Source organism: Halomonas beimenensis, from assembly GCF_002549795.1.
GTDB lineage: Bacteria > Pseudomonadota > Gammaproteobacteria > Pseudomonadales > Halomonadaceae > Halomonas > Halomonas beimenensis.
Genome location: NZ_CP021435.1, coordinates 2760287 through 2785222 on the forward strand (window position 1 = coordinate 2760287; position 24936 = coordinate 2785222).

General features: G+C 68.2%; 19 protein-coding genes. 11 read left to right on the top strand and 8 right to left on the bottom strand.

What is annotated here, in order from left to right; all coding sequences use genetic code 11:
• The first annotated feature begins 323 nt into the window (after positions 1–323).
• The 3 genes from BEI_RS12925 (at position 324) to BEI_RS12935 (ending at position 7907) form a co-directional block, all read left to right on the top strand.
• A complete protein-coding gene (locus BEI_RS12925; RefSeq protein WP_097789905.1) occupies positions 324–4898 on the top strand; it encodes an OmpA family protein in 4575 nt (1524 codons plus the stop codon).
• Positions 4899–5168: 270 nt separating this feature from the next.
• Positions 5169–7022 (top strand): PHA/PHB synthase family protein, encoded by a 1854-nt coding sequence (locus BEI_RS12930; RefSeq protein ID WP_097789906.1) that lies wholly within the window; start codon positions 5169–5171, stop codon positions 7020–7022.
• Positions 7023–7166: 144 nt separating this feature from the next.
• Positions 7167–7907: a dienelactone hydrolase family protein gene (locus BEI_RS12935; protein ID WP_097789907.1), complete on the top strand. Its 741-nt coding sequence runs from the start codon at positions 7167–7169 to the stop codon at positions 7905–7907.
• A gap of 168 nt (positions 7908–8075) precedes the next feature.
• Here the strand turns inward: BEI_RS12935 and BEI_RS12940 are convergent, their stop codons facing one another.
• The 3 genes from BEI_RS12940 to BEI_RS12945 form a co-directional block, all read right to left on the bottom strand.
• Positions 8076–8864 (bottom strand): maleate cis-trans isomerase family protein, encoded by a 789-nt coding sequence (locus tag BEI_RS12940; RefSeq protein ID WP_097789908.1) that lies wholly within the window; start codon positions 8862–8864, stop codon positions 8076–8078.
• A gap of 80 nt (positions 8865–8944) precedes the next feature.
• Complete coding sequence (locus BEI_RS19030; RefSeq protein WP_153045791.1) at positions 8945–9271, bottom strand: hypothetical protein; 327 nt, start codon at positions 9269–9271, stop codon at positions 8945–8947.
• A 126-nt stretch (positions 9272–9397) separates the two neighbouring features.
• Positions 9398–9763, bottom strand: a complete 366-nt coding sequence (locus BEI_RS12945) for a glutaredoxin family protein (RefSeq protein ID WP_097789909.1) — start codon at positions 9761–9763, stop codon at positions 9398–9400.
• A gap of 272 nt (positions 9764–10035) precedes the next feature.
• On the opposite strand from BEI_RS12945, the gene BEI_RS12950 reads away from it, so the two are divergent.
• Both BEI_RS12950 and BEI_RS12955 read left to right on the top strand, forming a co-directional pair.
• Complete coding sequence (locus BEI_RS12950) at positions 10036–11148, top strand: J domain-containing protein (RefSeq protein ID WP_097789910.1); 1113 nt, start codon at positions 10036–10038, stop codon at positions 11146–11148.
• Position 11149: 1 nt separating this feature from the next.
• Entirely contained in the window at positions 11150–11563 is a 414-nt protein-coding gene (locus BEI_RS12955; RefSeq protein WP_097789911.1) for a hypothetical protein, read from the top strand.
• 6 nt (positions 11564–11569) lie between these two features.
• Here BEI_RS12955 and BEI_RS12960 read toward each other — a convergent pair whose 3' ends face one another.
• Entirely contained in the window at positions 11570–13882 is a 2313-nt protein-coding gene (locus BEI_RS12960) for a mechanosensitive ion channel family protein (protein ID WP_097789912.1), read from the bottom strand.
• 96 nt (positions 13883–13978) lie between these two features.
• Between BEI_RS12960 and BEI_RS12965 the strand changes: the two genes are divergently transcribed.
• Together BEI_RS12965 and BEI_RS12970 are read left to right on the top strand one after the other, a co-directional pair.
• Positions 13979–14974: an amidoligase family protein gene (locus BEI_RS12965; protein WP_097789913.1), complete on the top strand. Its 996-nt coding sequence runs from the start codon at positions 13979–13981 to the stop codon at positions 14972–14974.
• Positions 14971–15690 (top strand): gamma-glutamyl-gamma-aminobutyrate hydrolase family protein, encoded by a 720-nt coding sequence (locus BEI_RS12970; protein ID WP_097789914.1) that lies wholly within the window; start codon positions 14971–14973, stop codon positions 15688–15690. Before BEI_RS12965 ends, BEI_RS12970 begins: the two co-directional genes overlap by 4 nt.
• 9 nt (positions 15691–15699) lie before the next feature.
• On the opposite strand, the gene BEI_RS12975 is transcribed toward BEI_RS12970, so the two are convergent.
• Complete coding sequence (locus BEI_RS12975; protein ID WP_097789915.1) at positions 15700–16125, bottom strand: OsmC family protein; 426 nt, start codon at positions 16123–16125, stop codon at positions 15700–15702.
• A gap of 166 nt (positions 16126–16291) precedes the next feature.
• Here BEI_RS12975 and BEI_RS12980 point away from each other — a divergent pair, with 166 nt between their 5' ends.
• Positions 16292–17176: an aldo/keto reductase gene (locus BEI_RS12980; protein ID WP_097789916.1), complete on the top strand. Its 885-nt coding sequence runs from the start codon at positions 16292–16294 to the stop codon at positions 17174–17176.
• A gap of 45 nt (positions 17177–17221) precedes the next feature.
• Here the strand turns inward: BEI_RS12980 and BEI_RS12985 are convergent, their stop codons facing one another.
• From BEI_RS12985 to nfi, 3 genes are all read right to left on the bottom strand, one after another.
• Positions 17222–17737, bottom strand: a complete 516-nt coding sequence (locus BEI_RS12985; RefSeq protein ID WP_097789917.1) for a hypothetical protein — start codon at positions 17735–17737, stop codon at positions 17222–17224.
• 202 nt (positions 17738–17939) lie between these two features.
• Positions 17940–18506, bottom strand: coding sequence for a DUF1415 domain-containing protein (locus BEI_RS12990; protein ID WP_097789918.1), 567 nt, complete (start codon positions 18504–18506; stop codon positions 17940–17942).
• A 71-nt stretch (positions 18507–18577) separates the two neighbouring features.
• Complete coding sequence (gene nfi / locus BEI_RS12995; RefSeq protein ID WP_097789919.1) at positions 18578–19282, bottom strand: deoxyribonuclease V; 705 nt, start codon at positions 19280–19282, stop codon at positions 18578–18580.
• A gap of 75 nt (positions 19283–19357) precedes the next feature.
• Here nfi and BEI_RS13000 point away from each other — a divergent pair, with 75 nt between their 5' ends.
• The 3 genes from BEI_RS13000 (at position 19358) to BEI_RS13010 (ending at position 24850) form a co-directional block, all read left to right on the top strand.
• Positions 19358–20614, top strand: a complete 1257-nt coding sequence (locus BEI_RS13000) for an exonuclease SbcCD subunit D (RefSeq protein ID WP_097789920.1) — start codon at positions 19358–19360, stop codon at positions 20612–20614.
• Entirely contained in the window at positions 20611–23916 is a 3306-nt protein-coding gene (locus BEI_RS13005; protein WP_097789921.1) for an AAA family ATPase, read from the top strand. The genes BEI_RS13000 and BEI_RS13005 overlap by 4 nt, the downstream gene beginning before the upstream one ends.
• A 70-nt stretch (positions 23917–23986) precedes the next feature.
• Positions 23987–24850, top strand: coding sequence for an SDR family oxidoreductase (locus BEI_RS13010; protein ID WP_097789922.1), 864 nt, complete (start codon positions 23987–23989; stop codon positions 24848–24850).
• The last annotated feature ends 86 nt before the right edge of the window (positions 24851–24936 follow it).

The following is a 24936-nucleotide window of genomic DNA, read 5'->3' on the forward strand; positions in this document are numbered from 1 at the left end:
CCGAGCCTCCCGATCCTCGCAGATAGAAGACGAGGAGCCAGCTATTCCGGCCACTCGCTAGCGTCAGGGTCCACTTCAGGTAGGCTTCCCCTCCTCCTCGGGTGAGACGTCCACTCGAATCGCGACATCCAAGCCCCCCTCCGATGACAAGTGGCTAACCAGAGCGCCACCGGCTTGTCCAGGTCCTCCCTGTAAGTCACACGGGTTGATGCAGTCGGGTGAGCGACTAGACTCCACACTAAGTCTCTAGTCATCCATGTATTAAAAACATCATACCCGGCTTCTCGGCGTCACTGTGACATCACATCTTCACGGGGGTTACGATGGCTAACGATTCCAATTCTCAACATGACTACAATAATAATATCGATTGGGGAGCCGTAGGCCCTTCGGCATTCGCCACCAATGGCCGCCTGGCCTTGCACCGTCACCAGTATGAGCAGCCCTTCACCTACCGTTACGACGATGACGGCCACCTGAAGCCGGTTCGCGCCATCGGCAAGGTTCGACTGAGGGTTCAGGATGGATCCGGCAAGCCCCAGCCGGGGGCGCAGATGCGACTGCGGGTGATGAAATCGGGCGAGACCGTCAGCGAACGTACCGTCACGGCTGGTCCCACGGGCTATATCAGTGCCGATCTGCTGGAAGAGGCCGCAGAAGATACTCGGATCGCCGTCAGCCCGACGGTCGATGGCCAGCCGCGACACGACGGCGGCCTCGTGTTCGATGTCGGCTCCGGTGACCTGAGCCACGGGAGCGTGATAACGGTCTCCGACGAGGTCGATCGCTGGATGCCCGAAGGCCGGTTGGAAGGCGGAGCCTTCCTGACACCGCCGGATCCGGCCGATGTCGCCAACGCCCCCGAGTTGTTCAGCCCGCAGGTGATCCGCAGGAATGGCAATTGCGCGCTCGATTTCACGGCAAGCGTCGAGACGCGTCAGTTCTACTTCAATCAGATCGTCCGCGTGGGTGAACCCGAGCTAGGGGAACGCGAAGCGCTAGCGGAAATGGCAGGCGAGCGTCGGCCGATCGCCGGCCCGATACCCTACGACTGGACGACCGCCAGCGAAAAGGGGGTCCACCAGCCATCATCGCCGACCCTTGGCCGGTTGAACGTCTACAAGCAATCCTGGACACGGGTCGGGCATGGCCTGGGCCAGTTGTTGTACTCGCTGGCACTGGCACCGTGCGAGGAGACCAGGATTGCCATGATCGAATGGTCGCGGGAAGATCGCGCTCGACGTCGCGACCGGGCGACCGCCCGCGAGAGTCTCCAGCATGACATGCACCGGGATCGGGCCATCGAGGAAATCGTCGAGGGTACTGTCGATGAGGTGCAGCGTGGTGGAAGCAGCACCGTCCAGGGGGGAGGAGGCATCACCGGCGGTCTGGCCGGCATCGCCAAGGGCGTGCTCGGCTCGGTCGGTTTTAGCCTGGGCGGAAGTGCTGCGAGCTCGAGCAGTTTCAGCAGTGGCCATCGAGAGATCACTGCCAACACCTTGCAAAGCCTGATGGACAGCGTTGAGCAACGCAGCACGCGAGTCCGTTCGCAGCGCTCCATGGTCGTGACCCAGAGCCAGCAAGCCGAAACAGAGGATATTCGTACGCGCATCGTTCGTAACCATAATCGCAATCACGCGATGACCGTCGAGTACTTTCAGGTGCTCGAGCATTACAACGTACAAACCGAGCTGGTGGATCAGCTCGATGTGTTGATGATTCCCTATGAAGTGCCGACTGCGCTGTGGGATGACATACCTTCGTTCAGCAGTTTCGACCCACTAGGAGCGATGCGCACCTTGCGATTGCGCCTTAGCGATAGCGGCACGGAAGTCGTCAGCAGGATGACCGGTGCACATTGGAACCTGACCGTATACAACGAGAATCAACCGACGAATATCGATCGCTCGATCTTCATGGCCCGCGCGATAAACGAGGCCGTTGAGCGTGGCCTGGAAGCGTTGTCGACCCCGAACGAGATATCCCATCACGCCGAAATGATCGGGTACGATGCCTGGGTGCGTTTCACCAGCAAAGTCGAGAACTTCCTGGTTCACGAAGGTGGGTTCTCCCCCCATGAAGTCAACATCTCCGAAGATGGCGGGGTCTCGGTGAGGGGGAGTTGGTTGGGAACCACTGTCGATGCCGACGGGACCTACTCGGACGATACCATTTTTCGCCAGAACGTGCAGAACCTCGTCAGGCAAGTGATCAATAACAGCATGGGCGGCTTGAGCTGGGTTCAGAGTTTCGCGCAATCCTCACTGATCAGCTGGCTAGACCGCTACTCGGATCGGCTCCGCGAGTTGATTCCCTCGGAATACCAGACTGGACTCGATGCCCTGTATCGCCTGGTCCACACTCCTGAAATCTATGAAGAAACTCGGCCGGAAATCACCGTATCCCGCTGGACGGTCGAGCTGCGTGAACCATGGAGAGCCGGCGTGTCACTCCTGGTGCATACCACCGAAGGCGGGACCGTTACCCTGCAACAGGATGACTCACGAGAAGCCTCGGCAGTGAGCGTGTTCACCTCACAACCGGTCCCGATCGCCAGCATTAGCGGGATCGAGGTGATGTTCTCACCGAAACAGGCCGTTGAATCCGAAGTGGTCGGAGTCGGAGAAACCATCGATAATGTTGGTGATGTCGCTAGAGAGGTGGCCGAATTCTTCGGCGGTAGCGATGATACTCCGTTCAAGGAACGGGTCTTCGAGGTGCAGAAATACAACTTGACGCGTCTGCGTGTCACCGCCCATACCGACCCCAGTGACGTGCTGCCCCGGCAGCGCAGTGTAGAGCTGATCGACCAGGTGGGATTGAGTGAAACCCTGAAGGGTGACTACCCGGCTTATGCCATCGACAGCCTCAACCCGGTGCGACCGGATATCATCCAGACCCGCACTCGGCGTTATCAGGATTACAGCGCGCTCGAAGCACTGGCGCAGCATATCAAGTCCAATCGCATGGCCTATTTGCGTGCGCTGTGGTTGGGGGAGGATCCTGACCGCCGCGCCCTGCGTCTCGAACCCTTCAGCCACCCCTACGACCATGGGGATGGCCAGGTTCGGAATGTCCCCCTGTTGCAGCTGATCGAAAACAGGGCCGTGGGCGTCATGGGTAACCTCGTGGCGTTTCCCCTGCAAGTACAGGGGCAGCGGCTGCAAGCCGATGAAAGCCTTTCCGCCGCGACCTACTTGACGCTGGACGAGATGCGGACCCAGAAGCTGATCAGCCTGCCGACAAGGGGCGTCTACGCCGAGACCCTGCTGTCCAAGTGCAACGCGACCGAAGTGCGCGATGTGGACCGTATGATCGATCCGTCGCAACGGTGCCAAGGGTCGGCCCCGGAGATCTCCGGCGTATCCCCCGGTAGCCGGGCGCACGATATCATCCCCCAAGCCGCTTCCGTGCCCTCGTCGTCGATCAACATTCAAAGCGCGCCCCCGGCACCGGCTCCTTCCGGGCTCTCCGGTATGCTCAATGCCTTGGCGACCGGAGGCATCTTCCGCGATATGTCGCTCGGCAGCGAGACCGTGAATGCCGCTCGGCAACTGGCGAGCCGGGCGATGCAGGAATCGGGTGAAGCCCAACGTTCCAGCTTGCAGGCGCTGACCAGCCTGCTGAGTCAGGCCGAACAGCAGGCGGATTCGGATGCGCGGAACGCGTCTTCGACGAATCAGGCCGAGACCAGCCGGGCCGCTCAGCAGAGAATGGCGCATGCCAGGCAGGTCGCGGAAGAACACGCCAACCAGGCCCACCGACAATCGGATCCGGTGCAAAACCGCGATCATCAGCAGAACCTCGATGACGCGCGGTCCAGGGGCGCCCTCAGTGAAGAGCAGTATCAACGCAGCTCGGCTCGCCTGCACAATGCCGAGGAACCGTTGCAGCCGGGTCGTGATTTCCCCTCGGTGAAAGAGCTCAACGTCGAAGTCGGGGAAGAGTGGGCCCGCGGAAAGATCCTGCTGGCCGATTTCGGCGTTGGCTCCAGTGACTTGACGCCAGCGCACAAGGAGTACCTGAAGAATCAATTGGTGCCCAATCTTGGCGATGAAGGACGGTTCCGGCTGATCGAGGGACACACCAGCGAGACCGGCAGTACCAGCAGCAACCAGACATTGTCCGAGCAGCGAGCCCAGTCGGTACGCGACTACCTGATCGATACGCTCGGCATCCCGAATCACCGCATCCTCAACGTGACCGGCGTCGGCGAAACCGAGCCGATCGATGCCGAAGGCCCGTTGGAGGATCCCGCTGAGCGCAGTGTCGTTGTGGCGTATGAAGCCATTACCCCGGTCCCCGTGATCAAACGCCCGGAGGTGCCGGTGCGAGATCCCGGCGGGAAGAAATTCACCAACTGGCAGCTGCGCCTTCAATTCCAGCACGATGATTCGCTCGAGAAGATCTTCGGCATGTCGCCGATGGATATCCCCAAGGAGCTGTTGAAGGCCAAATCGATCAAGTTCGAGTTGCGTAATCGAACACAAGGCGATGCCCAGACGGTGACAGGTCAGATCGTATACCGGGGGCTTAGCTTCGGTATCTGGCTGAACCCGGCGCCGAGCGACAGCACCAGTTGGACGCCATGGATCGACTTCACCAGTGAGACTCCGATGAGCGCCATGGAATGGCACGGCACGATGGGCGATCTCCAGATCGGCACAGGGTCCCTGGGGGATTTCACGTCCGGGGTACAGGCTATCGTGCTAAGGCTGTCGCCTATGGCTAATGAAATCCAGACACAGGCCAGGCTGACCAGTGACGACAAGGCGATCGGTGTGCAGGCCAGCACATCGTTGCTGACCCCGCTACCGGCACAAATGTGGCTCACCGATCCCAAACCGGAAATGAAGCCGAAAGCGCAGGATTGGGGTTGGGAATGGAGCCCGTTCTGATGATGGCAGGCTGGTTCCGACAAGCGTGAAGCCGGTCATGGCCCATGGTCGGCCACGCTATACCGTCACAGGCCACGCACCGGGAACATGATTCGCCTCTTTCTTCGAGGTCACCCAGCAATCACGATGTGCAGGCGCCGCGGTTGCGTCTCACCCACCCCCTACGATACTGAGACGATAGGTTGCGGCAGATGAAGGCCGCGCCGGCCCGCCTCCGTCCATTGGCCGGAGGCTGCCGCCATCGAATCGTACTCACCAAGGGGCCAGGCGATGAATGACCGAAAGCCGTCCTCCGCGAAGCCCGGCGATCGGGCGACTCCTCCCCATGAGACGCCACCCGATGAGCTGGCACAGCGCTATGCCGAGACCCTGGCACGATTATCGACCGGGTCGTCTCGGGCCTGGCAGGGCTGGCTCGAGCGCCAGGCACGCGGGGACTTCTTCACCCTGCCCGATCCGGCCGTCGCGGCCAAGGCGCTCACCCGCCTGAATCAGCAGTTCCTCCTCCATCCGCAACGGGCCCTGGAGCTCCAGCAGCGACTGTGGCAGGACTATGCGGCACTGTGGCAGAACACCGCGCGGCGCCTGCTCGGCGAAGCGCCGTCATCGGAACACGAGCCCAACCGGCGAGATCGACGCTTCAAGGGGAAAGGCTGGGAGGAAAACCTCTTCTTCGACGCCCTCCGCCAGGCCTACCAACTGACCGCCGAGCAGTGGCTGGAGGGGGTTCATGAGGTCACCGAGGAACTGGACCGCGACGAGCGGGTGAAGGTCGAGTTCTATGCCCGTCAGTTGATGGACGCCCTCGCCCCCAGCAACTTCGCCACCACCAACCCGGAGGTGATCGAGGCCACGGTGCGCACCGGCGGAGCCAACCTGCTGCAGGGCCTGGCCAACCTGATGGAGGACCTGGCCCGGGGCGAGGGATTGTTGCGCATCAAGCAGAGCGATTCGGCCGAGCTGGCGCTGGGCGAGAACCTCGCGGTGACCCCGGGCAAGGTCATCTACCAGAACGAGCTCATCCAGCTCATCCAGTACGCGCCGACCACCGAGGAGGTCGACCGTCGGCCGCTGCTGATCGTCCCGCCCTGGATCAACAAGTTCTACATCCTGGACCTGACCCCGCAGCGCTCCTTCATCCGCTGGGCCGTGGCGCAGGGGATCACCGTCTTCGTGATTTCCTGGGTCAACCCCGACGAACGCTATGCCGAGGTGGCCTTCGACGACTACCTCACCCAGGGCACCCTCAAGGCCATGGACGTGGTGGCGGAGGTCACCGGCGAGGAGACGCTCAACGCCATCGGCTACTGCATCGGCGGCACCCTGCTGGCCTGCACCCTGGCGCATCAGGCCGCGCGGGGCGATGAACGGGTGCACAGCGCTACCTTCTTCACCACCCTGCTCGACTTCGGCGACGTGGGGCCGCTGGAGGTCTTCATCGACGAGGAGCAGATCCGCTACATGGAGCAGCACATGGCCCAGCGCGGCTACCTGGAAGGCACGCACCTGGCCAACGCCTTCAACCTGCTGCAGTCCGCCGACCTGATCTGGGGGTTCGTGATCAACAACTACCTGCTCGGTCGCGCTCCCGCGGCCTTCGACCTGCTCTACTGGAATTCCGACTCCACCCGCATGCCGCGGCGCATGCAGAGTTTCTACCTGCGCAACATGTACCTGGAGAACCGCCTCGCCGAACCCGGCGGCATTTCCCTGGCGGGGGAAGCCATCGACCTGAGCCAGGTGCGCATCCCGACGTTCTTCGTGGCGACCGAGAAGGATCACATCGCCCCCTGGCAGTCCAGTTACCGCGGCGCACACCTGCTGGGCAAGCCACCCCGTTTCCTGCTTGGCGGTTCCGGGCATATCGCCGGCGTCATCAACCCGGACGGCTCCTCGAAGTACGGCTACTGGACCTATGGGCGCCTGCCGAAGGATCCCGAGCGCTGGCTGGCCTCGGCGACCCACCACCCGGGCTCCTGGTGGCCGGAATGGCGCCACTGGCTCCAGCGCCACGCCGGCGGCCAGGTGCCGGCCCGGGACCCCGGCAGCCACCGCTTCCCGCCCCTCGAGGAGGCGCCGGGGTCCTATGTCCGGGTGCGGGTCGACGACTCGTTCGGCGGGTGAAGGGCCCGTGGCGCAGGGCCTCGCCCCCTCGATGGCAGAGGCGGGAGTATCATCCGTCTCTGGGCGCCGCTACCATCATGAGGCGGCGCCAGCTCGACAGCCGCGTCCCGTCATCATCCGCCATCGACGATCCGGAGCCCGCGCATGTCCCGTGCTATCGAAATCCCCGCCGCCGACGGCACCATCGACGCCCACATCTTCACGCCCGGGAACGCCGACGGCCCGCTGCCGGCCGTGGTGCTGTTCACCGATATCGGCGGCCTGCGCCCCTGCTATCACCAGAAGGCCCAGCGGATCGCGGACAACGGCTATGCCGTCTTGATGCCCAACGTCTACTATCGCGACGCGCGCGGCCCCGTCGTCCCCAGGGGCAAGTCCTTCCGCGATCCGGACGTGCGACCGACCCTGGTCGTGTATGCCGGCCACCTCCCCCCCGAGGCGCAGTCCCGCGACTTCGCCGCCCTGCTCACGTGCATCGATCGCGAGGCGGAGTTCGCGGAGGGCAAGGTGGGCGTGGTCGGCTACTGCATGACCGGCGCCTTCGCGCTGCGCATGGCGGCCGAACACCCCGACCGCGTCGCCGCCGCGGCCGGTTTCCACTCGGCCAATCTCGCCGACGCCACCGACGACAACAGCCCCGTGAAGGTGGTGGGAAACATCGAGGCGCGCGTCTATCTAGGCCATGCCGACCGGGACGAGCTGCTGCCCCCCGAACAGATCGCCCGCCTGGACGAGGCACTGGCCAGGGCCGGCGTGCACTTCACCACCGAGCTCTATCGGGGCGCGGCCCACGGCTTCACGGCCAAGGACTCCCCTTCCTGGGACACGGCCGCCGACGCCCTGCATCACAAGCGACTGGCCATGCTCCTGGAGGAGACGCTGTAACGCGCCCCAGGTTCGGCGTCAGCGGCCCCTTCCGACGGGGCACAGTCAGGGGTGAGGTGAATGGAGCCTTTCCCCGATGGCGATCGATGTCATCTTTCGGCCAGAAGGAGACGCTGAGAGAATTCTCCTCTAGCGCCCTGCATCACGGCGTCCGACTGCATGCGCTGGTCAGGCGGGGAGAGGGTGCTCGAAGATTCGTCCATAGCCATCAAGACATTCCTCAACGCCCGCCAAGCGCAGGGCCTGCCAGAAAACGACCTGGTTCGCAGTGAGCACTGGCAATGCCAACGCTTCTTCCAATGCTTCAATCACGCCGATTGAGCGCAGGCCGCCCCCACCCAGAAATATCGACTCCGTCGCTCTGGGGGTATGCTTTCGCACCCATTCATAAAGACGTTCAGGTTGCACACTCAATGGATCCTTGGCTAAGCCTGTGGCGGAGGCTGCATACATCACCTCGATGCCCGATTTTCTAAAGTAGTCTGCGCCATGCTCGCTCAAGTCGGCAGGGAACCATGGAGGGTTGACGAGTGCCAGGGTAGTTACGCCGAGCGCACGCAGCGCCTTGACAACGGCCAGGCATGGTATCGCCACAGGTATTTCACCCGTCATTATCTCCAGTCTGCTTTTGAGCCTTGCATCGCCGTCTGGGCCGAGCAGATAGCTACTACTCGTAAATCCATATGCGATCGCATCCAGAGGCATGGTAGCAAGCATTTCTGCAGCGGAATCGACATGCGGTGGCTCCGCAAAAGCGCGTACCGCATCCAGGCCGATCAATGGCGGCTCCGGCCCGCTGGTCCATCCCAAGGGAACTCGCGCGGCATGGACGGATATGCCTTCGGTCGCCAAGGCATGAAACTCGGATTCCGGGACGACGTCGTTGTGAGGTGTGATGAGTCCGATGCGGGCTCTCGCGCCCCATCCGTCCGAACGAAACGCAGCAGAGTCAGACATGCTTCTATACTCGCCCAATCGATATCATGGCACTAACTCGCTTGCTGACTTGAGCGAGCCGGCCTGTTCAACAATGTCGACTAGCGCATCATCCATGCCCCACCTTGTGGAATCCTGAAAAACCAGGAACATTCGGCATGTGAACCTTTGATCATCGGGCCGTATGCATGATACGGACGAGCGCGCTTACGGCCTTTTCCGGCATGACCCCCATGAGTCGTCAGCCGCCGTTCCTGGATCATTGATGGCTCATCCTCCCGGAAGACACACCAGGCCATGATGAAGCGGATCCGCTCGCTGTCGCCAGACTCCCGGCGCAGGGGGAGGGCCAGGTCCTGCTCCTGCTTGGGGCCGGGGAAGCCGCGCTCGTCGGTGTCGGCACAGGCGGTTTTTTCCTTGAGTATCATCCCTGTGCCCCCGGCATCGGGCCGACGTCTTCGGCCGGTTCCCTGTCACCCGTACGACATCGCCACGCTCCCCGTCGATACGACCATTGCCCCGCCAAGATGCGCATGACGGGAGAGCGACGTGCCTCAAAAGAAGCGAGTACGCAGGTAGTCGATGATCGCCTCGGACTCGTAGAGCCAGCGCTCGCCGCCTTCCGCCTCGCGGATGCGCAGGCAGGGCGTCTGGAACTTGCCCCCTTCCTGCTCCAGGGTTCGACGATGATCGGGGTCGAGCCGCACGTCGCGCTCCTCGATGTCGAGCCCCAGCCGGGTGATTTCCCGCTTCACCTTGAGGCCATAGGGGCAACGCCAGGCCAGGTAGAGCGCCAGGTCCTCGCACTCCTGGTCCACCTCGGCCTGCTCCTCCGCGCTTCGGTGCACCTCCTGGGAGGTGCCGAGCCGCTCGGCCACCCACACCACCGGCGCCAGCAGGCGCTTCCACCATGGTCGCATCGGCGAATTCTCCTTGCCTCATCAAGAAATGGCGCTGGCCGCCGATGCCTTTGGGGAGCCCCCGAGGAATCGTGGCGTTCGCCTCGCCGGTCGTCGGCGGCCCCGACGCAGCCCGGGCGTCCGACCGAGGGAGACTCGGGCAGGCGAGTCCGCGGCGTCGCGACGCCCCTCGGCATTCTTCCTAAGCTAGCACAGCCCCCGGCCGGACTTGCCAAGCCCCGCGACCGGGGAGAACATGGCCGGCGCCACGACACCCACCCAAGAGTCAGGGAATGACCTCCGCCCGCTTCTCCACCTTCGAACTGCTGCTCCTCCAGAGCCGGGACCAGGCCGACACCGCCGCCCTGCTGCTGCTGGCCTGGGTCCTGACCCACCGGGGCCCGGTCGGGGAGGCGGAACGCGCCCACCTGGTCGCCCTGACCGGCGCCTTTCGACACGGCCACGACCTCGCCCCCATCCTCGAGATCGCCGCCAACCAGGACCTGAGCGCCATCCAGCTCGCCGCCGAGGTGCTGCAGAAGGAGCTCCACGGCGAGTCGGCCCGGGCCTTCCTGCGCCTGGCCATCGCCCTGGCCAGCGACACGGGCGAGCCGACGCTGGCCAACCATCACGTGCTGCGCTTCCTGGCCGACCTGCTCGGCGTGGCCCCCGAGGAGTTCGCCACCCTCTATGCCTCCCAGGCGGGCCGCCCCCTGGCGGCGCCGGCCGACCCCAGCCGACGCGACTACTGGCGGGCGCGGGAGGGCCGATCCCAGGAGGAGCGGCACGAGGCGAGCGCGGGCCGGCAACGAGCCGACCAGGCGCGGGACGAGGCCGCCGAGGCGGCCGAACGGCGCCGGGCCGAACAGGCCGAGGCCCGCCGACAGGCCCGCGAGGCCAGGGAGGAGGCGAAGCGCCAGCGCGAGGCGCAACGCCAGGAGGAGAAGGCGCGCCGCCGCGCCGAACGCGAGGCCGCTCGGCAACACAGGCAGGCTCGACGCGAGGCGGAGAAGCGTCGCCGCCAGGCCGAGCGCGAGGCCGCCCGTCGTGACAGGCAGAAGGCCGAGGAGCGCCGCCGCCAGCGGCATCGCGCCGAACGGGAACGCCAATCGCAACGGCAGGAGGAAAGGCGCCAGGGGGAGCAGCACAAGGAACGGCATTCCCGACGGGAGGACACCGGCCGCCACGCCGGTCCGCCGCCGGATGCCAGGGTACGCGGCGCCCTGGCCGTGCTCGGGCTCGAACCCGGCGCCAGTCGCGGCGAGATCCGCAAGGCCTATCGTCGGCTGGCCCAGGCCCATCATCCGGATCGGTTCTACCACGAGGGCGAGGCCATCGTGGCCAGCGCCTCGCGACGCTTCCAGCGGATCCGCCGGGCCTATGACTTCCTGATGAAGGTAAGCTGAGATGCGAGACCTCTACCAGCGACTGCGCCTCGACCCGGAGGCCGACGACGCCGAGATCGCCGCCGCCATCGAGGCCTGCGAACACACCGCGCTCAAGGCCGACGCCGCCGCCGTGCTCCAGGCCGAGTGGCGGCGCGCCGAGTACGATGCCCTCCACGACACCCTCTCCGACATCGGCCGGCTCCGCGCCCGCCTGGGCCTGACCCATGCCCCCTACTGGCGGGTGGGGCCGGCCGACGACTTCTCGCTGCCGCCCGGCCCGCCGGGGTCGCGCTTCGAGGAGTGGATGCAGCGCCTCAACCACGCCGCCCGGCTGCACAACCGCTGGCGGCGCCTGCGCGGCCCCTGGCTGCTGGCCGCCCTGTGGCTGGCGACCCTGGGCGGCGGCGTCGCCCTGGGCTACTACCTGCTGTAGCGTCCGCTACTGCCCCGGCGAGGGGTCCGGGGCCCCGCCCCGGGCGCTGGTGTCGCGGTTGGGGTCGGCCACCCCCGCCTCGCCGGGACGCCGCCCGCTGGCGTCGCGCTGCTCGCCCCGCTCGGCGGAGCCGTCCAGGCGACCGCCGCCGTGCCCTTCCATGCTGACGCTGAGCCGCGGCACCCCCAGGTCCAGGGCCTGCTGCTCCATGCGCTGCTTGAGCAGCAGGTTGAAGGCCCGGGCCACGTCCCACTGCATCTCCGGCGAGGTCCGGAAGCGCATGCGCAGGATGGCACAGCCGTCCTCGAAGCGGTCGATGCCCTGCATCTCCAGCGGCGACCAGATGTGGTGACGCATCATCGGGTCCTGACGCAGCTCCAGGGCGGTGTCCTGCATCAGGGTGGTGGCGGCGTCGATGGACATGTCGTAGGGGATACGGATCTTCATCAGCGCGATGCCGAACTGCCGGGACATGTTGTGGATCGACTCGATGCGGCTGAAGGTGATGATATGCACGATCCCGTCCAGGTCGCGCAGCCGCACCGTGCGCAGGGTCAGCCCCTCGACGGTGCCCATGTGGCCGTTGATCTGGACGAAGTCGTCCACCGCCAGCGAATCCTCGATGAGGATGAAGATCCCGGTGATCAGGTCCTGCACCAGGGTCTGGGCGCCGAAGCCCACCGCCAGGCCGATCACCCCGGCACCGGCCAGCAGCGGCGTGACGTTCACCCCGAGGTTGGCCAGACCGACGATGGCGGCGATGATCACGATGGTGGCGAAGATGATGTTGCGGATCATCGGCGTGATGGTCTGGGCCCGGGCCTGGTTGACCCGGCGCCCCCGGGAGCGTGCCGAGGAGGTCAGGGCCCGTTGGATCGCGGTGTCGGCGAAGATCCAGGCCAGCCAGGCCAGCAGCACGGTGAAGCCGATGCCCAGCAGCGCCTGGCCGATACGCACGCTGGTCACCCCCTGGCGTCCGATCCCCACCAGCGAGGCGCCCCAGACCTGCAGCGACAGCTCAGCGAAGACCACCCAGGCGAGCACATGCCCTAACGCATAGCCGAAGCGCTCCAGGCGCCGACGATACTCCCGCCGGTGGCGCCGCTTGACCCGTCGCTCGGCGTGACGCCGGATGAGCCCGGTCACCACCAGGGTCAGCACCAGCAGGGAGGCGGTGATGATGGAACGAGCCAGGGCCGTGCCCACGTCACCGCCGGTGACGAAGATGGCCAGCAGCGAGCCCCCCACCAGCAGCAGCGCCGGCACGTGCCAGAGCCCGCCGAGCGTCCGCACCATGTCCGCGGCGTTGCTGCTGTCGCGGCGGTGGCGGTAGGGACGGTTGCGGATCAGGTGGGTGATGGGCCGCTTGAAGCGGATGATGAAGCGGCCGCTGAGCATGGCCGCCAGGACGTTGGCCAGCACCGAGAGCAGGCTCGCCAGGTCGGTGCCGATGGCCTCGTTGAGCCGTGAGGAGTTGAAGGCATCCCCCAGGGCGATCAGGGCGCCGATGATGAACAGGGGGCGCAAGGCACTCTGCTGGAGGATCTGCACGGCGACGAAGCGATGCCCCCGGGTGAACACCGAGATCACCGATTCCACCACCACCGACAGGGTTCGCCCGCACAGGGCCACGTAGGCGACCACCAGGGCCCCGGTGCGCCCGGCACTCTCCGGCACCAGCTGGGCGACGCCCAGCACCAGCGCGAAGGCCAGGGCCCAGGGCAGCATGCGTCGCAGGAAATGGATCGCCAGCAGCCCCCCCTTGGGTTCCCGGGGCAGGTCCAGCGGCCAGTGGCGACGCTGGGCCAGCATGCGTCCCAGCGCGATCAGGATCACCAGCAGACCGGCCCAGATACCCACCAGCACCGCCAGCTCGACGGCGAAGCGCAGCAGCTCCCCATCGCCGGTCCTCGTCACCAGCTCGGAGAGCTCCGCCCAGCCCTGGCGGAACTGCCGTCGCCACTCGGCGATCGGCGAGGGGCCTTGCTGCTCGCCTAGGGCGTCGAAGGCCTCGCCCAGGGCGCCCAGCAGGCCCTCCCGGGTGGTGATGCCCTCGCCCTCGACCACCTGGCCGTTGGCCGTCCTCAGGGCCTCGAGATCCGCCAACAGCTCGCCCCGCCGGGCATCGTCCTCCAGGGTGGCGATGATGCGCTCCAGCGACTGCTGCAAGGCCGCCGGGTCGTGACCGTCGTCGCCCTGGCCGCTCCCCAGGGCGGAAAGCGGCAGGTTCTGGGCCGCGACCGTCGGGGCCAGTCCCACCATCAGCAACAACAACAGACCCCGCAGGGCCGGCATGAGACGGCGCACGATGGGCAACATCGAATCTCCCTGTTTGAGAGAGGAGTGATCTCCCCTCATCCTGTGATGGATCGGCAGTATGTTAGGCTGCCGGACAACGTCACACAGGATGCCCGCATGACGCCGCAAGCTCCACCCATGCCCCGCAACGCCGAGGGACGCCCCCGCCGGGTCGGCGTCGAGATCGAGTTCGCCGGCCTGCCGCCGCGGGACACCGCGCGGCTGGTGTGCGAGCTGTTCGGCGGCGAGGTGGAGGTCCTGAGTCCCCACCGCCTCAGGGTCAAGGGCGCGCGGTGGGGCGATTTCGGCATCGAGCTGGACACCCAGTACGCCCACCCCGACGAGCGCCTCATCGACCATGAGGCCTACTGGGACAGCGAGTGGGAGCGCATGCGTCAGGACTTCCACAACCGCACCCGGGAACTGATCGGCGACGTGGTCACGGGCCTGGTGCCCACCGAGATCGTCTGTCCGCCGGTGCCCTGGGAAGAGCTCGGCGAGCTGGACGCCCTGGTCCGGGCCCTGCGCGAGCACGGCGGCAAGGGCACCGACGCCAGCCTGCTCTACGGCTTCGGCCTGCATCTCAACCCCGAGGTGCCGGATCTCGCCGCCGAGAGCATCCTCGCTCACCTGCGCGCCTACCTGCTCACCGCCCCCTGGCTGCGCGACCAGATCCAGGTCGACATCACCCGGGAGGTGCTGCCCCATGCCAACCCCTTCCCGCGGGCCTATGTGCTGAAGGTCCTGGATCCGGCCTATGCGCCGGACGTGGAAACGCTGATCGACGACTATCTCGAGTACAACCCCACCCGCAACCGGGAGCTCGACCTGTTGCCGCTGTTCGCCTACCTGCACCCCCGGCATCCCCACGAGCTGCTGGCCAACCGGCTGGTGCACCCCCGGCCGACCTACCATTACCGGCTGCCCAACGCCCAGCTGTCCGATCCCGACTGGGACGCGACCCAGGAGTGGAACCGCTGGCTGGAGGTGGAGCGGCTGGCCGCGGCCCCGAGGACGCTGGCCGAGCGCAGTGCCGACTATCTTGCCGAGCATCGCGCCGGATGGCTCAAGCGCTGCTGGCGGGCCCTGCGTCGGAGGGTGGCGCGCCCATGAACGAGGCCACTCGACCACTGATCGGCATCACCACCTCGGACCGCAAGAGCCGCATCGCCTGGTGGTTCGACTGGTTCGCCGTATGGCGGCATGGCGGCCGCCCCCTGCGCCTCTCGCCCTCGCGCCCCCGGCCGGATGACCTGGACGGGCTGATCATCGGCGGCGGGGACGACATCGAGGCCCACCACTACGGCGGCGAGATGCAGCTCGATGTGCGCGTCGACCCCGAGCGCGACGAACTGGAGATGGCACTGCTGGCACGCTTCATTCCCCGGGGCACACCGGTGCTGGGCATCTGTCGCGGGGCCCAGCTGATCAACGTGCACCAGGGTGGGACCCTGGACCCGGACATCTACACCAGCTACGAGGGCCTCAAGCGGCGACGCACCGTGCTGCCCCGCAAGACCGTGGACATCGTCGGCGACAGCCGGCTCTATCGTATCCTGCGGGTCACCTGGTGCCGGATCAACAGCCTGCATCACCAGGCAGTGCGCGAGGCCGGCCAGGGCATCGAGATCGTCGCCCGCGACCGCGACGGCCTGGTCCAGGCCATCGAGTCCCGGGATCACGACTTCCTGATCGGCGTGCAATGGCACCCGGAATGGCTGGTGTTCAATCGTCCCCAGCAGCGGCTGATTCGCGCCCTGGTGAACGCGGCCAGGAAGCCCGCAACGCAGCGAGGCCACCCGGCGGTGGCCTCGTGCGAGGAGGATTGACGGACGGCGTCAGCCCGTCAGTTTGGCGTCCAGGGTGATCTCCGCGTTGAGCAGCTTGGAGATGGGACAGTTGTCCTTGGCGCCCTGAGCGGCCTGGTCGAAGGCTGCCTGGTCGCAGCCGGGCACCCGGGCCGTGGTGTCCAGGTGCACCCCAGTGACGGTCAGGCTGTCGGGATCCAGGGTCACGGTGGCCTGAGTGTCGATGGCCTCCGGCTCGAAGCCGGCCTCCCCCAGCATCATCGAGAAGGCCATGGAGAAGCAGCCGGCATGGGCGGCGCCGATCAGCTCCTCGGGGTTGCTGCCGGGGACGCCCTCGAAGCGGGTGTTGAAGCCATAGGGTTGATCCGCCAGTGCGCCGCTCTCGGTGGAGACCTTGCCCCGGCCCTGCTTGACGCTGCCTTCCCAGTGGGCGCTGCCGAATTTCTTGATGCTCATGATACCTCCTGTCATCCAAGGGAATGGAACGACGTCGGAACCACCATCGCGACTGCAAGATGGCACAGCCTCCGCAGAAACGCGAAGCCCTTGCACCCGCCTCGATTCCACGCCAGGATTCAGTGGAAAATACTTCCAAAATATCTCTCGAGGATGAGGCAACGCGATGAGCGACGCAACCGTGGTACGCCTGGCGGCCACCGCCCACGAACCCGCCGTGACGCTGCCCGCCATCGGCCAGGGCACCTGGTTCATGGGCGAGGGCCTGACCCCGCGCGCCGAGGAAGTCCGCGCCCTGCAGCAGGGAATGGACCTGGGCTTGACCCTGATCGACACGGCCGAGATGTACGGCGACGGCGGCGCCGAGGAGGTGGTCGGCGAGGCGCTGGCGGGCCGGCGTGACCAGGCCTTCCTGGTCTCCAAGGCCTATCCCTGGAACGCCGGTCGCGACTCGGCCATCGCCGCCTGCGAGGCCAGCCTGCGGCGACTCGGGACCGACTACCTGGATCTCTACCTGCTGCACTGGCCCGGCGGGATCCCGCTGGAGGAGACCCTGGACGCCTTCGAGCGGCTGCGCGACGCCGGCAAGATCCGCCGCTTCGGCGTCTCCAACTTCGACGTCGACGACATGGCGGCCCTGACCGACCTTCCCGGCGGAGGCGACTGCGCCGTCAACCAGGTGCTCTACCATCTCGGCTCCCGGGGCATCGAGCACTCGCTGCGCCCCTGGCACCGCGAGCGGGGAATGGCCCTGATGGGCTACTGTCCCCTGGCACAGGGCGGACGACTGCATCGGCGGCTGCTCGACCACCCCGAGGTCGGCGCCCTCGCCGCCGAGCGCGACCTGACCCCGGCCCAGCTGCTGCTGGCCTGGGCGATCCGGCCCATCGAGGGCCGACGCGACCTCATCGCCATTCCCAAGGCGGTGCAGCCCGACCACGTGCGCGACAACGCCGCGGCCCTGGCGGTGCGTCTCGACGACGAGGCCCTGGCCCGGCTCGACGCCGTCTGCCCGGTGCCGACGCGCAAGGAACCCCTGGATATCGTCTAGGCCTGCCGGCGCCCGTCGCCGTGCGGGGCGCACGACGCCTCGGGATCAAGCGTCCTCGGAGGACTTGCGGCGGGCCCGCTCGAAGCTGAGGTCATAATGAGGATCCTCCAGGGCGTCGCCGGCCCGGAACTCGACCCGGCCGGGCGCCTGGCGGTTCTCGTCGACCCGGCCACGGATCGCCGAGACATCCTCGCTGCTGACCAGCGGCGGGTGGCCGGCGGGGTTGGGCTTCGCGACCAGCCGGCCCTCCCAGGCCCAGCAATGCTGGGGCACCTGGGAGATGCCCCAGGCACGACCTCGCCAGTGCGCGATGTCCGCGCCGTCCAGGTGCAGCCCATCGAGCGGCACGAGCGCCGCGAAGAGCCGGCTGTTGAGCACGATGCCGGTGTCGCCGATCCGGACGCCGCCCCGGTACTCTCCCCCTTCCAGCAGCCGCGCCGCCTCCCGGGCCTTCAGGTCGGTCTCCAGCCGGCCTTGCCCGCAGAGGTGCAGGAGGCGTTCGTCGATCTGCTTGATGATCCAGCAGCGGACCGGAGTCTTGCGGAAGAGGCGCTTCAGCATGGCGGGAACTCGACCGTCGAGGGTGTCGTCTTCTGGTGTTCGAGGGCACCGGGGGCCGGTCACCTCATCGGGCCCACCCTACATTAACATCACCCGATGGATGACCCCACCGCGCCAGCGCACGATGTGGCGATGATCGAACTTCGCTTGGGACGCCTCGTGGGGCTCCAGGTAACGGACAAGGCGCCGTCGGTCCTGGCCGTCACGCCTCGCGGGGTGGCTCGCCGCGCAGGACGGCCAGCGAGGCCGCCAGCCGCTCACGCCCCTCGGCCTGCATGCGGGCCTTGTTGCGCTCGGGGATCGCCTCGGGATCGGGATAGTGGGCCAGCGCTCGCTCGAGCCCGGCCTCGCGGATCAGATGCCAGATGGGCCAGGGCGAGCGGTTGGTGAAGTTGCGCGGCGCGTCCTCGGCCTCGCCCTCGAACCGGTAGTCGGGGTGGAAGCTCGCCAGCTGGTAGACGCCCTCGTAGCCCTGCTCCACCAGCAGCGCCTCGGCCAGCCCCAGCACGTCCAGGTAGTCGTCGAAGTCTTCCAGTCCCCCGGTGAGCACCATCAGGGTGGTCTCGGTCTCCGGATGGCCATCGAGGTGCCAGCACTCCTCCATCAGCCGCATCAGGGCCGCCGCCGGGTCGGAGGCGTCCACCGCCACGTAGCGGATGCTGTCGCGGGCCACCTCGCGGCCGGCGAAGGGACAGACCTCGAGGCCGACCACGAAGGTCTCGACCCAGGCGCGGGTGGCATCGAGGGGATGGGCGGGCGAGGCGGTCATGGCAAGCATCCGAGAGGAGGGAGTCCCCAATGGTCCGCCGCCCCGCCCCGGAAGGCAAGCCGCCGGGCGGATCAGCGCCGCTTCTCGTCTCGGCGCGAGGCAAGGCGATCGGCCAACCGCGTCGGCTCGGGGAGCTTGGTCTTGCCCAGGCAGGCCACCACCCAGGCCACGGCGGTCTCCAGGCCTATCCGGTGGCCCGGCGACACGAAGACCGGCTTGACCCTGGCCCGGGAGCGCAGCACGGCCCCGATCACCTCCTCCCCCCGGGGACCGTCGTCGACCAGCGGCGTCCAGTCGCCGCGGCCTTCGGGCACCGGGCCATGGCGTCCGACCAGGCGTTTCTTGGCCACACCGATGGTCGGCAGGTCCAGCCACAGCCCCAGGTGACTGGCCACCCCGAGCCGGCGCGGATGGGCGATGCCCTGGCCGTCCACCATCACCAGCTCGGGGCGGCTCGACAGCTTGTCGAAGGCGGCCAGGGCGCCCGGCACCTCGCGGAAGGACAGCAGGCCGGGGATGTAGGGCAGGCGCGTGGGCTCGCGATGCACCGCCTGCTCCACCACCTCGAAGGCTCCGCCGGTCGCCGGCGGCCAGGCCAGCACCACCACCGCGGCGCGGGTCACCGCGCCGTCCTCCTCGAAGCCGATGTCCACGCCGGCGATGCGCCGCACCGGGTCCAGGCGATCGGCGTGCTCGACCCGGCCGGCCAGGCGTCGCTGCAGGGCGATGGCCGCCTCGGGCTCCAGGTTCCAGTCGTGCAAGGGCGTCGTCGACATCGGGGCTCCCTGATTCACGGGGGTCGTCCGGGTTAGACTACGGCTTTTGCCGTGTGACGGAACACCGGGGAGCCGATGCTGAGACTGATCCACACCGCCGACTGGCACCTGGGCCAGAGCTTCCATGGTCAGGAACGCCATGAGGAGCACCGGGCCTTCCTGACCTGGTTGCTCGACACCCTGGTCAGCCGCCGTGCCGACGCCCTGCTGGTGGCCGGCGACCTCTTCGACGTGGTCAACCCCTCGTTGCGGGCCCAGGAGCTGCTCTATGACTTCATCGTCGAGGCCCATGCCCGCCTGCCCCGGCTCGACATCGTGCTGATCGCCGGCAATCACGACAGCGGCAATCGCATCGAGCTGCCGGCGCCGCTGATGCGCCGGCTGCGCACCCATGCCCTGGGCCGGGTGACCTGGACCGAGGCCGGCGAGCTCGACGCCGAGCGCCTGCTGGTGCCGCTCGCCGACGCCGAGGGCGAGACCCGGGCCTGGTGCCTGGCGCTGCCCTTCCTGCGCCCCGCCGAGGTCACCGGCCGCGGCCTGGAGGGAGAGGACGACGACCCCGGCAATGCCTACGTGGCCGGCATCTCCCGGGTCCATGAGCGACTGATCGACGCGGCTCGCTCGCGCCGCGAGCCGGGCCAGGCCCTGGTGGCCATGAGCCACGCCCACCTGCGCGGCGCGGCGGTCTCCGAGGACAGCGAACGTCCCATCGTCATCGGCGGCGAGGAGTCGCTCTCGGCTTCCCTCTTCCCCCAGGACATCGCCTATGTGGCGCTGGGTCATCTGCATCGCGCCCAGGGCGTCGGCGAGGATCGCATCCGCTACAGCGGCAGCCCCCTGCCCCTGGACTTCAGCGAGGTCGACTATCCCCACCAGGTGGTCGAGGCGACCCTGGAAGGCGAGCGCCTGGCGAGCCTCGAGGCGCTGCCGGTGCCGCGTCCGGTAGCCATGCACCGCCTCGGCCCCGCGCCCCTCGACGCGGTGCTGGCCGAGCTCGAGGCCGTGGAGGACGATCCGGCCCTGCCCCGCGAGCGCTGGCCCTGGCTCGAGGCGCGCGTCGAGCTCGAGGCGCCGATCCCCGACCTGCGCGCCCGCATCGAGTCGGCCCTAGAGGGCCGGGCGCTGCGCCTGCTGCGTCTCGAACGGCGCCTGCCCCGGGTCGAGTCCGACACCGCCCCGGCCGGGATCGACCTGGAGGAGCTCGGCCCCCGCCGGCTGTTCGAGCGCACCTGGCAGGCGCGCTGGGGGAGCCCCCCCGACGACGGGGTGATGGCCGACTTCGACCGACTGCTCCAGGACGTGCTGGACGACGACGGGGAGGCCAGCGCATGAAGATCCTCGCCCTGCGCCTGGCCAACCTGGCCTCCCTGCCCGGCCCCCTGGCCCTCGACTTCACCGCCTCGCCGCTGCGCGACGCCGGGCTCTTCGCCATCACCGGCCCCACCGGCGCCGGCAAGAGCACCCTGCTCGACGCCCTCTGCCTGGCCCTCTACGGCGGCACGCCCCGGCTGCGTCACGCGCCCGTGCGCGACGCCCAGTTGCCCGACGTGGGTCAGGAGACGCTGACCACCAGCGATCCCCGCACCCTGCTGCGCCGAGGCACCGCCAGCGGGTACGCCGAGGTCGACTTCCTGGGCCGCGACGGCCGTCGCTACCGTGCCCGCTGGGCGGTACGTCGGGCGCGGGAGAAGGCCGGGGGCAAGCTGCAGAAGGTCGAACAATCGCTCACCGACCTGGAGGACGATCGGCTGCTGACCGCCCAGAAGCGCGAGTTCGACCGCCTGCTTCCCGAGCGCCTGGGGCTCACCTTCGAGCAGTTCACCCGGGCCGTGCTGCTGGCCCAGAGCGAGTTCGCCACCTTCCTCAAGGCCGACGACAACGAGCGCAGCGACCTGCTGGAGAAGCTCACCGACACCGCCGAGTACTCCGAGATCTCGATGGCCGCCTATCGCCGCGCCAGCGACGCGAAGCGGCGGGTCGAGGCCCTGGAGGCCCGGCTGGCGGACGACCTGCCGGCCGAGCCCGAGGCCCGCGCCGAGCTGGAGCGGGCCGCCGAGGCCACCCAGCAAGCACTCACTGACCTCCAGAAGCGCACGGCATCGCTCCAGGCCGAGCAGCGCTGGCACGACGAAGATGACCGGCTGAGAGCCAACGTCCAGCGGGGCCAGGCCGAACTCCACGCGGCCGAGCAAGCCTGGCAGGCGCTGACGGCCGCCCGGGAGGATCAGGCGTGGCGCCGGGTGATCCTCCCCCAGCGCCATCGACTGAGGCGCCAGGCCGAGCTGCCCGGCGAGCTCAGGGCCCTGGAGGCGAATCTCGAGAAGACGCAGAGAGCGCTGACCGACGCCGAGAGCGCACAGGAACAGGCCAAGCGCGCCAGTGAGGCCGCCGAACGCACACTGGCGGAAGCCACCGAGGCACGCCGCAAGGCCGAGCCCGAGCTGCGCGAGGCCCGTGAACTGGCCCAGCGGCTCGCGAGCCATGATCAGCAGCTGGCAGAGCTCGAGCGCACCCACGGAGAACGTCGTCGACGCGCCGATGTGCTCGCCGAGCAGCGGCGCCAGGCCGACGAGGCCCATGGCCGGCGGCGCGAGCGGCGCGACCGCTGGCACGCCGCCCTGCAGCGCCTGATCGGCGACCATGACGATCTGGACGCCGCTCGACAGGCCGCCCAGCGGGCCCATGACGCGGCCGCCCAGCGCCGGCTCGGCCTCGGCGAGCTGCACGGCCGCTGGCAGGAGGCCTGCCGCGCCGACCAGTCCCATCAGGCACTGAAGACACGCCTGACGGACAACGAAAAGCGACTCGAGGCACTGCTCGCCCGGGGCCAGGCAGCCCGGCAGCGCCTCGATGACACCGAACGCCACCTCTCGAGCATTCAGGCCTTCGTCGAGCGCAGCCGTGCCGTGCGCAGCGAGAGTGTCATCCGCCTGCGCGAGGGCCTCACGGACGGCGAGCCCTGCCCGGTGTGTGGCGGGCTCGAGCACCCCTGGCGTCATCGGCCGCCCGCCTCGCCGGAGGCCGCCCAGCTCGCCGCCCAGCAGGCGGAAGAGGATCGCCAGCTGGCGGAGGCGCAGGATCAGCGCGACCGGGCCTACCAGCAGCGCTATGACATCGAAGGCGAATACCGCGCCCTGAAGGCCTCGGTGATCCAGCAGCGCGAGGACCTCGGCAACGCCGACCGGCAGCGCGCCGAGGCACACCGGGCCCTCGACGCGCATCCGCTGCAGCCCGAGCTGTCCGATATCGCCACCGAGGAGCGCGATGCCTGGCTGGGCCATCAGCGGCAGCTCAGCGAGACCCGGAGAACCGAGCATCGGCGCGCCCTCGACGAACTGGCCCAGGCCGAGGCCGAACTCGCGCCGCTGAACCAGGCGCTGCATCAGGACGAGATCGACCTCGCCCGGCTCGGCTCCCAGCAGAGCGAACTCGAGCAGGAGCTCGCCGGGCTGGCCGAGCGGCTGCCGCCGCTGCACCAGGCCCGCGAGGCCCTGGCCGCCGACCTTCGGACACGGCTCGGCGAGCACGCCTCGCCGGACGCCTGGCAGCAGCATCTCGACGCCCGCCAGGAGAGCGCCCGCCGGGCCCGGGACACCGCCCAGGCGAAGCATCACGAGGCGCAACGCGAGCATCAGCGGCTCGCCCAGCAGGCAGTCCACGAGGCAGAGCGGCTCGAGGCGCTCCGCCGGGAGCGCGACACCCTGGAGGCCGAGCTGGCCGAGTGGCGGCAGGCCCATCCGGAACTGGACGACGCCATGCTCGCAAGGCTGCAGGCCCAGTCCGACGACGAGGCCGAGCGCCAGCGGCAGCAGCTGGAAGACGCCGACCAGGCCCTCCAGCAGACCACCGCCACCCTGGCCGAACGCCGCCAGGCGCTGATCGCCCACCGCCGCGATCAGGAACTGGCCGAGGCCGGCGACAGCGAGCCGGCGCTGCTGGAAGCGTCGGTCGAGGCCGAGATCGCCCGCCGCCGCGAGGCGCTGAACGGGGAGCGCGAGGCCCTAGCCCCACGGCTGAACGCCGCCCAGCAAGCACGCGACGAGGCCGCCCATGCCCTGCGCGACGACGACCGTCGGCGCCAGCGGCAGCGGGATGCCCAGGCCGAACTGGAGGCGGCCAGGGCCGAGCACCGCCGCTGGGGCCGGATCAGCGAGCTGATCGGCTCCGCCGACGGCAAGCTGTTCCGGCGCATCGCCCAGGCCTACAACCTGGAGCAGCTGCTGGAGCACGCCAACGTCCACCTCGCCGGCCTCAGCCGCCGCTACCGCCTGATCCGCGGGGGCAGCGAACTGGGCCTGCTGGTGGTGGACCGGGACATGGGCGACGAACGCCGCTCGGTGCATTCGCTCTCCGGCGGCGAGACCTTCCTGGTCTCCCTGGCGCTCGCCCTGGGGCTGGCGTCGATGGCCTCGGGAGAGCTCACCATCGAATCGCTGTTCATCGACGAGGGCTTCGGCAGCCTCGACCCGCAGTCCCTGGCGCTGGCCATGGAGGCCCTGGACGGCCTGCAGGCCCAGGGCCGCCGGGTCGGGGTCATCTCCCATGTCCAGGAGATGCACGAGCGCATCCCGGTGCAGATCCGGGTGGAACCGCTGGGCAACGGCACCAGCCAGGCCCGGCTGGTGAGCGGCTGAGGCACGCGCCCCGAGCGACACGACACCCGACGAGGTCCGGCCACGGCCGGCGAGAAGGAGACGGAAGAGAATGTCCGACACCCGAGACGCGACGACACGCAGCCTGCTGATCACCGGCTGCTCGAGCGGCATCGGCCATGCCGCGGCCCATGCCCTGGCGGCACGCGGCTGGCGGGTCTTCGCCACGGCCCGCCGCGAGGCGGACGTCGCCCGGCTCCGCGAGGAGGGCCTGGAGGCCCTGCCGCTGGACCTCGCCGACGGCGCCTCGATCGAGGCCGCGGTGGAGGACGTGCGGGAACGCACCGGCGGGCGGCTGACCGCGCTGTTCAACAACGGCGCCTACGGCCCGCCCGGCGCGGTGGAGGACCTGTCCCGGGCGGTGCTGCGAGAACAGCTGGAGACCAACCTGCTCGGGACCCACGAACTCACCACCCGGGTGCTGCCGATGATGCGCGCCCAGGGGCACGGCCGCATCGTGCAGAACAGCTCGGTGCTGGGCTTCGCCGCCCTGCCCTATCGCGGTGCCTACGTCTGCTCCAAGTTCGCCCTCGAGGGCCTCACCGACACCCTGCGCCAGGAGCTCCGGGGCAGCGGCATCGAGGTCAGCCTGATCCAGCCCGGCCCCATCGCCAGCCGCTTCCGGGAGAACGCCTACCGCGCCTTCAAGGCGAACATCGACACCGCCCACAGCGCCCATGCCGAGACCTACGGGAAGGTGGAGGCCCGCCTGGCCAGCCAGGACGGCAAGGCGCCCTTCACCCTGGGCGCCGACGCCGTGGTGGACAAGCTGATCCACGCCCTGGAGAGCGCACGCCCGAGGCCCCGCTACGCGGTGACGGTGCCCACCCACCTGTTCGCGGCGCTCAAGCGACTCCTGAGCACCCGGGGCATGGACCGGGTGCTGCTGCGTTCGACCCGGGACGAGCGGGAGTGAGGGCAACAGCCGGTTATCCCCTGAGACTGACGAAGGGTAGGTCCCCCCTATCCTTCAGGCCAGACGACATCGATCGACAAAGGGGC